Source organism: Sulfitobacter sediminivivens (genome assembly GCF_042611115.2).
Classification (GTDB): domain Bacteria; phylum Pseudomonadota; class Alphaproteobacteria; order Rhodobacterales; family Rhodobacteraceae; genus Sulfitobacter; species Sulfitobacter sediminivivens.
Map to the genome: position 1 here is coordinate 1 of NZ_JBHGAR020000041.1, position 13,646 is coordinate 13,646.

The 13,646-nt window shown below is 56.2% G+C and carries 13 protein-coding genes and 1 tRNA gene; 2 read left to right on the top strand and 12 right to left on the bottom strand.

Annotated elements, in window-relative coordinates:
- Window positions 1–60 precede the first annotated feature (60 nt).
- Window positions 61–489 (bottom strand): hypothetical protein, encoded by a 429-nt coding sequence (locus tag ACEWL3_RS20105; protein WP_386177958.1) that lies wholly within the window; start codon window positions 487–489, stop codon window positions 61–63.
- Between the two features lie 495 nt (window positions 490–984).
- On the opposite strand from ACEWL3_RS20105, the gene ACEWL3_RS20110 reads away from it, so the two are divergent.
- Window positions 985–1,530: a YaeQ family protein gene (locus tag ACEWL3_RS20110; RefSeq protein ID WP_386177960.1), complete on the top strand. Its 546-nt coding sequence runs from the start codon at window positions 985–987 to the stop codon at window positions 1,528–1,530.
- 83 nt (window positions 1,531–1,613) lie between these two features.
- Here the strand turns inward: ACEWL3_RS20110 and ACEWL3_RS20115 are convergent, their stop codons facing one another.
- Entirely contained in the window at window positions 1,614–2,123 is a 510-nt protein-coding gene (locus ACEWL3_RS20115; RefSeq protein ID WP_386177962.1) for a hypothetical protein, read from the bottom strand.
- Window positions 2,124–2,494: 371 nt separating this feature from the next.
- Window positions 2,495–2,570, bottom strand: a tRNA-Thr gene (locus ACEWL3_RS20120).
- Window positions 2,571–3,024: 454 nt separating this feature from the next.
- Between ACEWL3_RS20120 and ACEWL3_RS20125 the strand changes: the two genes are divergently transcribed.
- Window positions 3,025–3,900 carry a hypothetical protein gene (locus ACEWL3_RS20125; protein WP_386177964.1) on the top strand — a complete coding sequence of 292 codons (876 nt, stop codon included), beginning with the start codon at window positions 3,025–3,027 and terminating at the stop codon, window positions 3,898–3,900.
- A 108-nt stretch (window positions 3,901–4,008) separates the two neighbouring features.
- On the opposite strand, the gene ACEWL3_RS20130 is transcribed toward ACEWL3_RS20125, so the two are convergent.
- The 9 genes from ACEWL3_RS20130 to ACEWL3_RS20170 form a co-directional block, all read right to left on the bottom strand.
- Complete coding sequence (locus ACEWL3_RS20130) at window positions 4,009–5,439, bottom strand: pyridoxal phosphate-dependent decarboxylase family protein (protein ID WP_386177966.1); 1,431 nt, start codon at window positions 5,437–5,439, stop codon at window positions 4,009–4,011.
- A 139-nt stretch (window positions 5,440–5,578) separates the two neighbouring features.
- Window positions 5,579–7,498 carry a beta-galactosidase gene (locus ACEWL3_RS20135; RefSeq protein ID WP_386177968.1) on the bottom strand — a complete coding sequence of 640 codons (1,920 nt, stop codon included), beginning with the start codon at window positions 7,496–7,498 and terminating at the stop codon, window positions 5,579–5,581.
- A complete protein-coding gene (locus tag ACEWL3_RS20140; protein WP_386177970.1) occupies window positions 7,495–8,340 on the bottom strand; it encodes an SMP-30/gluconolactonase/LRE family protein in 846 nt (281 codons plus the stop codon). Before ACEWL3_RS20140 ends, ACEWL3_RS20135 begins: the two co-directional genes overlap by 4 nt.
- Window positions 8,337–8,942, bottom strand: a complete 606-nt coding sequence (locus ACEWL3_RS20145) for a 2-dehydro-3-deoxy-6-phosphogalactonate aldolase (protein ID WP_386177972.1) — start codon at window positions 8,940–8,942, stop codon at window positions 8,337–8,339. Before ACEWL3_RS20145 ends, ACEWL3_RS20140 begins: the two co-directional genes overlap by 4 nt.
- Window positions 8,939–9,838, bottom strand: coding sequence for a 2-dehydro-3-deoxygalactonokinase (locus tag ACEWL3_RS20150; protein WP_386177974.1), 900 nt, complete (start codon window positions 9,836–9,838; stop codon window positions 8,939–8,941). Before ACEWL3_RS20150 ends, ACEWL3_RS20145 begins: the two co-directional genes overlap by 4 nt.
- A 4-nt stretch (window positions 9,839–9,842) precedes the next feature.
- Window positions 9,843–10,613, bottom strand: a complete 771-nt coding sequence (locus ACEWL3_RS20155) for an SDR family NAD(P)-dependent oxidoreductase (RefSeq protein ID WP_386177976.1) — start codon at window positions 10,611–10,613, stop codon at window positions 9,843–9,845.
- 54 nt (window positions 10,614–10,667) lie between these two features.
- The gene (locus ACEWL3_RS20160) at window positions 10,668–12,011 is read right to left on the bottom strand and encodes an alpha-glucosidase/alpha-galactosidase (protein ID WP_386177978.1); all 1,344 of its coding nucleotides are present in this window, start codon (window positions 12,009–12,011) and stop codon (window positions 10,668–10,670) included.
- 21 nt (window positions 12,012–12,032) lie between these two features.
- Entirely contained in the window at window positions 12,033–12,881 is an 849-nt protein-coding gene (locus ACEWL3_RS20165) for a carbohydrate ABC transporter permease (protein WP_386177980.1), read from the bottom strand.
- A partial coding sequence (locus ACEWL3_RS20170) for a carbohydrate ABC transporter permease (protein WP_435001577.1) occupies window positions 12,881–13,646 on the bottom strand: 766 nt, incomplete at its 5' end. The genes ACEWL3_RS20170 and ACEWL3_RS20165, both read right to left, overlap by 1 nt.

Below are 13,646 nucleotides of genomic sequence, written 5' to 3' on the forward strand. Positions count from 1 at the left end.
TTCTCGGCGGAAATCAACACTGTAGCCTCTCAGAGGCACCCTATAGCCCACCGACTGACTTTACTCGAGAATGGTCTTTCGTACATCACCCTCAGCCAGCTCAAAGACTAAGTAGGGAACCAAATCAGCAAAATCACTGCCAAGTCGCTCCTCGCCGCTATCTAGGGCGAAAACGATGCGATCTAGCTGAGCACCCTTGCACAGATCTAGTATAGTTACTTCAAGCTGATGTTCTGTAGTAAGGCGGTTAAGGGCTGCCATTACGTCTGGCTGACGTAGAGGATGGGTGAGGTCTATAGCCTTCAAAAAAGCTCTCTTACCATTTTTTTCTACCCTATACGTTTTGCAGAAATTTCCCCCCGAACCCTGATACTCAGGGCTTGTCACCCCTGTGGCCGGATCCCAACCAACCGCTTCGAGGACAACCCAACCACTTTCAAGTGTCCTGCCTTCAAGCCTCCATGCTCCGGCCATTGCTTGTATGTTCATCTGAAATGCGCCCCAACATGTTGCCTAGTCTGCTACTTATAGTGGCGACTTTTCAGGCATTCCACCAAAATGAAACAATCAAGAGACAAAAACGACTTGTTAGTAGCGAAGAAAATCAAGCTAAATATCTCTGCGCCCTATCGACGATCTGACGAATTCTTACAATCGGTTGCATCTTTTATGCACCTTTATCGCATTAATATTATTTCTAAAATGCCCCCCACAGGGAATTGGACCGCAGACCCATTGACTAAAAATCAATCTATTGAATGTCCGCTCTTTCAAATGATGCCTTCGAATGCTGCACCCGCAGCGAAGGCCTGCAATCGCCCTAGGTGTCGAACGAGCATGTCCGCATTGGGCTGGGAGCGGTCATTAGACGCGTTTCGCACGAGCGGCAGCTTTGGGCCGAGTTCCGCGTGTCTTTTTTATCTGCTTTCACAAAGTCACCAGACGCATTAGGCAACCCTAATCTTCGCAATTCTGGGAAAAACCATGGCACAAAAAGCCACCATTTATAAAATTGAACTGTCCGTTTCCGATATGGATAGTCACTATTATGAGACCCATAAACTGACCGTTGCCAAACACCCTTCGGAGACGGATGAACGATTAATGGTGCGTATTCTCGCTTTTGCACTGAATGCCCACGAGCAATTGGAACTGACTAAGGGCCTTTCAACTGACGACGAGCCAGACATTTGGCAAAAAAGCCTGAGCGGCGAGCTTGAGTTATGGGTGGCGTTGGGACTTCCCAGCGAGAAGATTGTCCGCCAGTCCTGCGGTAAAGCCAACAAGGTGATTGTCTATTGTTACGGCGGCAGGACGGCTGAGGTGTGGTGGGAGAAAATCAAAAATAGCACCACCCGGTTTGATAACCTTCGGGTTATAAATTTTTCGGAGAAGGACACCAACGAACTGAGCAAACTGGCAAGTCGCTCGATGAAGCTGCAAGTTAATATTCAGGACGGCGATGTGATGGTTAGTGTTGATGATGGCATCGTTTACGTTACCCCGGTCAAATGGAAAAATGCTGCGTAGTTTGCAGATGTCCGCAATGCGGAGGCTGCAATGCAGCACGAGACTAACCGACCAAGGTCGGCAATGGGCCGTTTTTAAGCAGCTCAGGCCTCCCCAGAAAACTCAAGTGCTTGGACTGCATAGTTTAGGGCATCAGCTGTCGTTGAATTTACGATTTGAAACTGGTCCCAAGCTTCAGAAGGTAGTAAAAATCGGGTGTCAGATGTTTGTGAAGAAATGTTCTCAAGAAAGTGGTCCATGCCGTCCAAACTGATTAAGGCATTTACCACGACATCGATTTCATCTAGGTCGAGCAGGCCAAGATCGGCGGCAAGCTGATCGGAAAACAACCTATGTATTCGACCGACAGATAAGAACTCATCGTTCGGGCGCTGAGCTTCAAGGTTTTTCTTGAGCGCACGTGCATAGTTTCGGAGCTCTGCAGCCAGAACTCGACGAAGTGCGGCGCGTCTAGATCTGATTTGCCTTCTATGTTCCTCTCGCGCATTTTTGGAATTTGCGCGTAGCGTCCAAATTACACCGACAAAACCGACAATACCCACAATTGTTGTTTGGAACTGCTCAAGGACTTCAAGGAACTCTGGGCTTATCATCTAACGTCTGCAACTTCCTAGAAAAATGAAGGCAACATGCTGTAGTATCCGTAGACGAACAACACCGAAACCGTACCTATTACAAATTCACAGCACTTGATCCGCTGCTATGAACGCTCGCTTCAAGGGGCTGCACTGCAGCGTCTCGGTACCGGTGAACATCAACTTCGCGCCGTTCGTACACGTGCTCACTGTCAACAACCAAGACAACTCTAAGAACGTCAACAGGTCTACAATAAATAAGTCCCTGCGTGATTCCGTTGGCACAGGTATGAATGGTTAAAAGTCGGCTTCCGATAAGCTTCCGGATTTTCTTTTTCAATTTACGCGTCAGCGCAGCGCATCGCAAGTAGTTGATTTTATTTAATAAATGGTGCCCCCACACGGACTCGAACCGCGGACCTACTGATTACAAATCAGTTGCTCTACCAGCTGAGCTATAGGGGCGGACGTTTTGCAACGTCTTCACAATCAACAACCCAGTGCCGCGATTGCGTGGGCGTTCTTTAGTAGATGATTGAAAAGGATGCAAGAGTGCTGACACCCTGCTGACCAAGGAAATTTTGGGGCCAGGATTTGTCGCACTCGTCAGGGCAAGGGTCGATGGTTTTAGCGATCAGAAGAACAGTCCGAGCGCCCCCTTTGGTGTTTGCTTTTGGGCTCAAGGCATGACCGTTCCTTAGATCAAATGCGAACGTCGACCAACAAACGGCGCTTGGCTGGAGGCGACGGGCCCACGGCGCACCAGGTATATCGGTCTGATCAAAAAAAGAGACGCTCACCGCCTTGGTACTGGGGCCAAAGGGCGACCCTTCGAAAGTCGCCAATCACATTGCAGTTTTACACCTGTTCCCGAACCCGTTATTCAACGGCAACAGCACCTCAATCTTAAGCGGAATATATGCAGCTGGTATTGCACACAGGCACCCATTACACTGAAGAAGACCGACTGCTGAAATGTCTGCTTCACAACAAGAGCAGCTTTGCAAAACGCGGTATCGCGGTGCCGGATCCCAGCGGTTTCCGGGGGCTGTTTCGGGCCACGCTCAACGCCATGCACAAGGCCCCGGCAGGGCCGGATGCGCGTGACGTATTGCTGGAAGCCGCCCTTGATGATGGCTCTGCGGATCGGCTGATCCTGTCTGATCCGAATTTTTTCCGCACACCTGCCACGGCCGTGATGAGGGGCCATCTTTACCCGGACGCAGCAAGGCGGATGATGTATATGGCAGAGCTTTTTCCGAATGATGATCTGGAAATTTTCATGGCCATTCGGAATCCAGCATCACACGTTCCCATCCTTTTTGACAAGGCAATCGACAAAAAACATGCCGCATTCTGGGGGGATCGTAATCCGCTTGATCTGCGTTGGTCGCAGAGCATTCGTATGATCCGCGAAGCCGCCCCAGAAATCCCGATCACGGTCTGGTGCAATGAGGATTTGCCATTGATCTGGGCACAGGTCATCCGTGAGATTGCAGGCATTGAGCTTCATGAAAAAATCTCGGGTGGGTTTGATTTGCTGTCTACCATCATGACCAAAGAGGGCATGCAGCGGTTCAGGGCCTATCTCGACAAACATCCAGAGATGTCAGAGATCCAGAAGCGCCGGGTGATTGCCGCGTTTCTTGATAAATTCGCCATTGATGACGAGATTGAAGAAGAACTGGATATGCCAGGATGGACCGAGGAACTGGTCGATGAAATGACAGATATCTACGACGACGATGTGACCAACATTCAGCGCATTCCCGGCGTGACGATGATCACGCCCTAAGGGTGCCACCGCCTCGAACAAGGGATCTATCAAAACCTGATGCATTGATATTCGTTGATGCCCGCGCCGTCACAGTATGCGTTCTGACGGGTCAGAGGCCTTTAGACATCACCCGCGCTGAACCGCGCGCGACATTTCCTGAGCCATTTCGCAAATCACATCATACGCCAGATCGACATCCTGAGCCGTGCAGGTGAACGCACCTGCCTGAAACCGGATTACCAATGCCCCGTCAATCCGAGTTTGGGTCAGATAGATGCGGCCATCGTCGTTGATGCGGTTCACCAACGTTTGGTTCAAAGCGTCAATGTCCTTGGCTCCCTCAGGCGCATAGCGGAACGTGAAAAGCGACAGCATTGGCTGCGTCACAATCTCAAAATCAGCGGTGGCATCCAGACGAGCCGCCAGCGCTTGCGCCCAGGTCACATGATTTCGGATCATCTCGCGCAGCCCGTCCAGACCATGGGCGCGGATCAGAAACCACAATTTCAGGGCGCGAAAACGGCGTCCCAAAGGCACCGACCATTCGGAATAATTGATGATACCATCCGCACCGTGGGTTTTGAGGTACTCGGGCTGGATGGCCAGCGTTTTGACCAATGTGGTCGGATCGCGCAGAAAATGGGTGGTGCAGTCAAACTGCGCACCCAGCCATTTGTGCGGGTTCAGAACAACACTGTCAGCGCGGTCAACGCCAGCCCAATGCGCCTGAAACTCAGGGCAGATCATTGCCGACCCCGCCCATGCAGCATCGATATGTGTGTAAAGCCCCTCGGCCTCTGCCACGTCCATAACCGCGCTGATGTCATCGGTTGCCCCGGCGCTTGTGCCACCGACACACGCAATGATCCCGGCGGGAAGGTGCCCGGCTGCGCGGTCGGCCGCAATCGTGGCACCAAGGGCGTCCACATCCATGCCGCGCGTCGGCCCATGGGTTTTGATGCGAACCAAGTTGGCCTCACCAATCCCAGCGATCCAGATCGCGCGGTCAATCGAAGTGTGCACCTCGGCTGAACAATAGATGCGCAGGGCAGGCTGACCCGCCAGCCCTTTGGCATTGCCCGCCCAGTCCAGCGCCTTTTCCCGCATGGTCAGGACCGCACAAAGCGTGGCGGTGCTGGCGCTGTCCTGGATCACACCGGCAAAACCACCCGGAAGGCCAACCGCCTGTCGCATCCAGTCACATACACGGGTTTCCAGTTCTGTGGCCGCTGGCGAAGTTTGCCATAACATGCATTGCGCCGCGATGGCGCTGACGTAATATTCTGCCAGCACCGAGACCGGGGCGGCATTAGCCGGAAAATAGGCAAAGAAACGCGGGTGCTGCCAATGTGTCATGCCGGGCAGGATCGTGTTTTCCAGATCGGCCAGAATGTCGTCGACGGGCTGTGCGGCATCGGGAGGCGACAGCGGCAATTGCGCCAGAATATCGCCGGGTTTTGTCTGTGCACGCACCGGGCGTTCGCGGAGGTTTGCATGGTAATCGGCGGCCCAATCGGCGGCATCCTTGCCCCGTGCGCGAAATTCATCCCAATTCATCGTGTTCGGACCTTCATTGTTGATCTCCTGAAAGATAACGGCAGATTGAGCGGATCTTGCACGAAAGCGCGGGCGCACATCTTTGATGTTAACTTCCTACGGCAGCGGCCCGCCATATCAAGTCCAATCCGCATCGGCGTTATGGCTGACCTGTGTCGTCCAGCGGCCACCACGCCACACCTGCGGCCGCAATTTCCCGGTCGCGCCATGTCACAGGGTCCGGGCCATAGTTAAAGGCAAACTGATGTGTTGCCGTGTCGCGCAGGCGCAGGCCCTCGGGCAGTTGCGTTGGTTCCAGACCGCCTTGGCGGGCCAATGTGTCTATCAACCTGTCCCACAATGTCGCATCCGGCCAGCCTGCCAGATAGTGCAGATTGCCAATGGCCAGCAGCGCGGGGGCACCGTCTTGGCCGCTCAGGATGGGCTGTGCTGCCCCTTCAACTGTTTCCGCCCAATGCACGATTGCACCGCCGCCCTGAACGGGCCGCGACGCGCCCGGAGGCAGGCTTTCCACCCGTGTCACCGTCGCATCCATCCCCGTCAATGCTGGACCCATTGGCAGAGGGATGCGCAGTTCGCCGGTAACCAGATTGCTGCGCGGGCCGATCAGGCACGGGGCCTCGCAGGTATCCACGGCCGCGCGCAAATCATCGCGCAGGGTGGCCAGTCCGGGGGCCAACACCAGTTCATACCCGCTTAGATCCGCATGATCCGCAGACAAAATATCCACCGAAAACCCCTGTCGCCGTACCGCGCGATAGGCGTCAAAAATCAGACGGAAGTAATCAAAGTCAGCGCCCTGCGGCAGCACATCCCAAGCCCATGCAGACGCGTAATCCAGGATCAATGCGACGGGAGCCTGTGCACTATCGACCTCAGGCATTTCGCCGATTTCCACGGCGACGGCGGCGGCTTCGGCCAGTCCCGGTGCGGCTACATCATCCGGGCGCATGAGGCCTGCGTGCATCTGTTCCTGCGCGAAAGGCGCTTGGCGCCAGCGGAAATAGCTGACCACCTCGGCCCCGTGGGCAAAGGCCTCCCACGTCCAAAGCCGCACCATGCCGGGCAGGGGGGCGGGGTTGTAAGGGGCCCAGTTGACCGGGCCGGGTTGCTGTTCCATCACCCACCAGCGCCCCTTGTTCATCGCGCGGTAGAGGTCGTGATGAAATGCCTGCATGTCGGGATCACCCTGTTGCAGGTAGCGTGCTTTATGCGCGGCGGACGCCTCCAATCGGTCCGACAAAAAACCGATGGGGTAGCTGTCCCAGGACGCGATATCAAGATCACGCGCCACAGCGAAATGATCAAACTCCAGCACCCGACCCATGTAGTTATGAATGAGCGGCGCATCGGTTAAGGGGCGCAACGCCGCCACCTGCGCCGCGTTCCACGCGACAACCTGATCCGAGCAAAAGCGGCGAAAGGCCATCTCATGCGAAGGGTTAGCCTGGGTCACGGTCTGGTTGGGCAGATCGATCTGGCTGAAACTGCCATAGTCCATTGACCAGAACACATTGCCCCATGCCATGTTGAGCGCCGAAATATCCTGGTACTTCTGCGCAAGCCAGTCGCGAAACGCTACACGCGCCGCCTCAGAATAGCTGATCACCGTATCATGACAGCCGTATTCATTGTCGATTTGCCAGGCGGCGATGCGCGGATCGCGCCCGTATCTTATCCCCAATTGAGCCGCCATCTGAGCCGCTGCGTCGCGGTATCCTGCATGGCTGTGGCAATAGTGGCGGCGTGAACCGAACTTGCGCGCGTGGCCTGCGGCATCAACGGCCAGCATGTCGGGAAACCAGTTCAGCATCCAGCGCGGCGGGGCGGCAGAGGGTGTCCCAAGGACAATCTTGAGGCCCGCATCGGCCAACACCGCGATCGCCTGATCCAGCCAGTCCCACTCCAACTCACCCGGCCGCGGCTCAAGCCGGGACCAGGCAAATTCGCCAATGCGAACCCATGTGATGCCTGCCTCAACCATGCGTGCGGCATCGGACGCCCACATTTCCTGAGGCCAATGTTCGGGGTAATAACAAACACCAAGGGCGCGTTTCATAAGATCACCTGCGGTTCCGGCAGCCCCTTCGACACATCCGGGATACAAAAAGTCATACCATCTGCGGCACCCGGCTTTTTTAACCCTTGCGTGGCAGATGTCACATAAAGATCGCGCAGATCAGGGCCACCAAAAGCAGGGCAGGTCGGCTGCGTTGCTGGGACTTCGATCTGACGCAAGGCTCTGCCATCGGGTGCAAAACACGCAACCTGACCCGCCCCCCACAGCGCCACCCAGATGTTACCTGCCGCATCTGTCACCGCACCGTCCGGGTTCAAGCCATCCGCGGCCAAGTCTTTGAAAACCTCCGCATCACCGTCAGGCCATCCGGTTTTGGCATCCAGAGCGATGCGCATGATCTGCCTTGTCGTGGTGTCGGTGTAATACGCCTGACTGCGGTCTGGCGCGAAACAAATGGCATTGCTGATGGTGATATCACCCACCACCTGCCGCAGAGTGCCGCGATAGTAACGATAGATCGCCCCGGCCTTTGGCTCTGCCGTTTTGCCCATGGTGCCAATCCAAAATCCACCCCAGGGATCGGCGCGCCCGTCGTTGGACCGGGTGACGGCGTTGTCCGCTTCAAGATCAACCAGATGCGTGCGGGTGCCAGAGCCGATATCGAACCGCCAAAGCGCTGTTTCAGAGGCAATGACAAGCGTGTCGTCGTCCACCCAGCCCGCCGCCGAATAATGCGCAGCAAGCGGGTATTCATTGCGTGTTGCACCCTTTCGGGAGAAAAGAGTTTTCCGCGCAATATCAAACCAAAACAGGGTGTTGCGTGTGGGGTGCCACAAGGGCCCTTCACCCAGAAGACAGGTATGATCGTCGAACGTGCTCACCTGATCGCAGCCTTGTAGGCGTCCACCAGCGCGCGGGCGCGTTCCTCAACCTCGGCCACCGACAAGCCCGGTTTGTAAAGCGCAGAACCGATGCCGAAACCATCTGCGCTCGCCGCAATCCAATCGCCAAAGCTGTCCGCGCCTGCGCCGCCCACGGCATAGACCAAGGTGCCCTTGGGCAGGACCGCACGCATGGCGGCAAGACCGCCGGTGCCCGCCATATTGCCGGGAAAAAGTTTGAGGCCGTCGGCCCCTGCGGCAAGGGCGGCAAAGGCCTCGGTCGGGGTAAACACCCCCGGCCAGCTTTGCAGACCGCGCGCCTTGCTGCGCGCGATCACCGCCACGTCGCAATTGGGCGACACAATCAATGTGCCGCCTGCATCCGCAACTTTATCTACCTGTTCAACTGTCAGGACTGTGCCCGCGCCAATCACCGCGTGATCCGCATGCTCGCGCGCCACAACGGCGATGCTGTCATAGGGGTCGGGTGAATTGAGCGGGACTTCGATCGTGGTGATGCCACATCCGATCAACGCACCTGCGACCGCAGGGGCCTCTGTCGGGGTGATCCCGCGCAAGATCGCAATCAGGGGTAAGGTCATGAGGTCACCTTTGATGTTTTATAGGCGGCGGTCAGGCCCGCTAGGGTCATACGTTCCGCATCCGCCAAAGTCGCGGGCACCCCTTGCGCGGCCAATGCCTCGACATAATGCCGTGCTGTTGCATCGGCCCCGATGATTGCGACCTGTTGGCCCAACCAATAGGGGCGTGCGGCGGCAAGCTCGGCACCGATCAATGCCCCGGACATCCGCGCACGCGACACCGGCGCAGGGGTCGCGTTCAGCAAATCCTCTGCGCGAATGGAAAAAAGCCGCGCGGCGAGTTTTTCGGGCCGCGACAGGGTGTCCGAAACAGCTTCGACAAACGCATCCGCATCCCAGCCATCCGATTTCACCGAATGGCGCAGCACCGACCCGGTCGAGATCAACGCAAAGAGTTCACCGGTCATGAAGGTCTGAAAACTGACCACTTCGCCGGCGCTGATCTGCACCCACTTGGCATGGGTGCCGGGCAGGCAGATGACACCGTCCCAATTGGGGTTGAGCGCCAGAAATCCAGCGATCTGTGTCTCTTCGCCGCGCATCACATCTGCAGGTGTTTCTTGTTTGAGCCCCGGAATGATACGGATGTCCTTGGCGACACCCGGAACCTTGATCATGCGATCGCCAAGCGGCGTACAGGGCACAGACCGATAGGGCGCTTCAACCCATCCCTGCCGGGACCCCACCATGCCGCAGGCAACGACAGGCACATTTGACGGCAGGTCCCAATCGTCAGTAAGTGCGGCCAATGCCGGGCCGAAACCGTCTCGCGTCAGCCCGCCCATGCCGGCATCTGACCCTGTGCGGGCCAAAACAACATCCCCCTGCATCGCCCAGACGCGCAGATTGCTGGTGCCCCAGTCCACCGCAATCCATTCTGTGGCACCTGTACTCATCAAATTATCCCGTCGTTACCGTGCCGCCATCGACGACCATACATTGCCCGGTCATCATCCGGCTGGCGTCGGAAGCCAGAAAAAGCACCGCATCGACGATATCGCGCGGGGCCAGATGGGTTTTGAGGCACTGCCGGTCCAGATGTGCGGCAAGATCCTTTGGCGTGGCCCATTTTTCAAGTTGCTTTTCGGTCAGAACCCACCCCGGTGCCAGCGCATTCACCCGCACGCCGTCCGGCCCCAGTTCACGCGCCAAGCTACGGCTCAATGCCGTAATGCCACCATTGGCCGTTGTATACACAAGATAGCCTGCATTGCCCATCATATAGCTTATCGAACTAAAGTTGATGATGGACCCGGCACCCTTCGCCTGCATCCCCGGTGCGACCGCCTGTGCGGCAAAGAAATACGCCTTGAGATTGATCGCCAAAAGCGCATCCCAGCGTTCAGGCGTCAGCTCGGCCATCGTGTGGCGCTGATCGTTGGCGGCATTGCTGACCAGCACTTCGACCGGGCCAAATGTATCTGCGGCCTCTTTGATGGTGGCCTGCAGACGGTCGGTATCCGTTACATCGCCTTGCAAAAACAGCGGCGCGCGACCGTGTTTTTCCTGCATATCCGCCACAAAGGCGCTGGCATCGGAGCGGCCGATAAATGCCACATTCGCCCCTTGAGACAGAAACCCATCCGTCAATGACCCGCCAATGCCAGATCCACCGCCGGTGATATAAACCGATTTGCCTTGCAGGTCGTGAAACGTGGCGATCTGGGTCATGTCTTTTCCCTTATTGAAACGAAAATCTGTTTAACTTGCGCCGATGCGCTTCGGTTACGCCGCATGTCTTTTACGTGCCCATTCGGGGATCCAGTCCCCATGCGCAATCAATAAATCATCCAACAGTGATCTGATTTGTCTCAGATCAAGCTCTGCAGCGGTATGTGGATCCATATAGGCGGCGTGATAAAGTGGTGCGATGTCTTCAGTCAGCAGCGCCTCGACCGTCAATTCCTGCACATTCACGTTTGTGCGCATCAACGCCAGAAGATGCTTGGGGATATCATCAACGACAGTCGGCTGAATGCCATGGCCATCCACCAGACAGGGCACCTCAACGGCGGCCCCCTGCGGCAGTTGCGGGATCAAACCGGTGTTGGCGATATTGCCATAGATCACGGAAGGCGTGCCGGTGACGATGCTGTCCATGATCGTGGCCGCATATTCGTTGGACACCTCATGGGCGATGGCCGGGGCATTTTGCAGCTCTGCATACTGGTCCTCCCATGTTGCCAACTGTTCGACACAGCGGGCGGGATATTCGTCGAGTGGGATGCGGAATTTTTCAATCAGGTCAGGACGGTGGGATTTGATGAACCACGGCACATATTCGGCAAAATGTTCGGAGGATTCCGTGGCAAAATAGCCAAGGTGCATGAAGGTCTCGTAGCGCACAAGGTTCGGACAGCGCGCATTCCAGCGCGATTCAAGCGGGATTTTTCCAGCATTATAGCCAGCCCGCATTGCGGGATAGAGGTCCTTGCCGTCCGCATCCGTGAACTCAAGCAAGAACGCCATGTGATTGATCCCGCCCACCCGGTAGCGCAGCGTTTTTTCGTCAAGGCCCAGATCAAGGGCCAACTCCTCAACCGTGTTCTGCACCGAATGGCACAGCCCCACCTGTTTCAGTGCCGGATAGCGTGCGCTCAGCGCCCAGGTGTTGATCGCCATCGGGTTGACGTATTGCAGCATGGTTGCGCCGGGACAGACCTGTGCCATATCCTCGGCAATCATCCACAGATGGGGCACGGTGCGCAGACCCCGCATAATACCGCCAATGCCCAGTGTGTCGGCAATGGTCTGGCGCAGCCCATATGAGTTAGGAATGTCAAAATCGATTTTGGTTGACGGATCGAAGCCACCGATCTGAAACGCGACGATGACAAAATCCGCGCCCTCCAGCGCCTCGCGTTGATTGGTGTGGGTGCTGATCGTTGCCGCGGCCCCCACCGACAAGACCAACTTTTTCGCCACCAGTTCGGATTGCGCCAGCCGGTTTGGATCAATGTCCATCAGCGCTATATGTGCTGCACTGAGGGACGCCTTGGACAGCGCGTCCCCAATCAGGTTTTTCATAAAGACGGTTGAACCCGCCCCGATCATCGTAATCTTGGTCATTTCGCAAACTCAGGTTGAGGGTTATTTCACCGCGCCCAACGTCAGACCGGCGATAAAGTGTTTCTGCATCAGGAAAAACATCGCGACCGGGGGCAGGGCGGCAACAATGCTGCCTGCGCTCATCAGGTGATACATCGCGCGAAATTGCGAATTAAACGCGGTGATGCCTGCGGTCACGGGTTGGCTTTCAGGCCCTTGGGTCAGCACCACGGCCCAGAAATAGTCGTTCCATATGAAGGTAAAGATCAGCACCGAAAGAGCCGCGAGCGCGGGCTTCATCAGGGGCAGGACAACATACCAGAAAATCTTGATCTCCGAGATGCCTTCGACACGCGCCGCCTCAATCAATTCAAAGGGCAGGGCGCGGATAAAGTTGCGCATGAAGAGCGTGCAAAACCCGGTCTGAAAGGCGATGTGAAACAGCACCAGCCCGGTCTTGGTATTGTATAGCCCCAGATCCAGCGTCAGGTCACGCACCGGAACCATCAGAATTTGAAAAGGCACGAAGTTGCCCGCAACAAACATGAAGAAAATCCAGATGTTTGCCTTGAACCGATAAATGCCCAAGGCAAACCCGGCCATCGCGGACAAGGTCACCGCACCGATCACCGTCGGCACCGTGATGAATACCGAGTTCAGCAAATATCGCGGCATGTCGGAGTTGAAAAACACCTGACCGTAGTTCTCAAAGAAATCGAACGACGATGGCAGACCCCAATAATTCGCATTGGTGAAATCCGCCCCCGGTTTGACAGAGAACACAGCGACAGCCAGCAACGGCAACAGCCACGCGATCAGGGCCAGTGGCAGGATAAGCTGATAGGTCGTCTTGGCGGCGGGGGCGCGTTTTTCCAGCGGTGTCGGGAACATCAGCGTTTCTCCTCGCGGTACATCGACCATAGGAAATAGGCGATAAAGACCATCATGATGGCAAAGAGGACCACCGCGATGGCGGCACCATATCCCATGCGGAACCCATATTCAGACAGGGCGACCTCAAACATATAATACGCCAGCACGCGGCTTGACCCGAAAGGTCCACCACCGGTCATGATCGAGATCAGATCGAAGGACCGCAGCGCGCCAATGATTGTTACAACAAAGGCGATGAAAGTTGCCGGTCGAAGCTGCGGCAGCACGACATGCCAGAGCATGCGCAGCCCCTTGGCCCCGTCCAGACGCCCGGCCTCGATCTGCTCGGGGTTCACGGCGTTGAGGCCGGTCAGGTACAGGATCATGCAATAGGCCGTTTGCGGCCACAGACCGGCAAGGATAATTCCGTAGGTCACGGTGTATTCATTGCCCAACACATTGATCGGTCCCATGCCCACCCATCCAAGGACCACATTCAGGATACCGAATGCCGGATCATAGAACCACGTAAAGACAAGGCCCACGACAACCTGAGAGATCACGAATGGAAAGAAGAACAATGATTTATAAAGGCGGATGCCCATCACCGTCTGGTTCAAAAACAGCGCGATAAACAGCCCCGCAGGGATCGCCAGCAGATACAGCACCAGCCAGATCAGGTTGTTCTTCAGCGAGGTGTAGAACGCATCCCGGTCCTGAAATTCGTAATACAGGTCCTCATAGTTGCGCAGACCCACATATTCCGCCTCACCCAATCCGTCC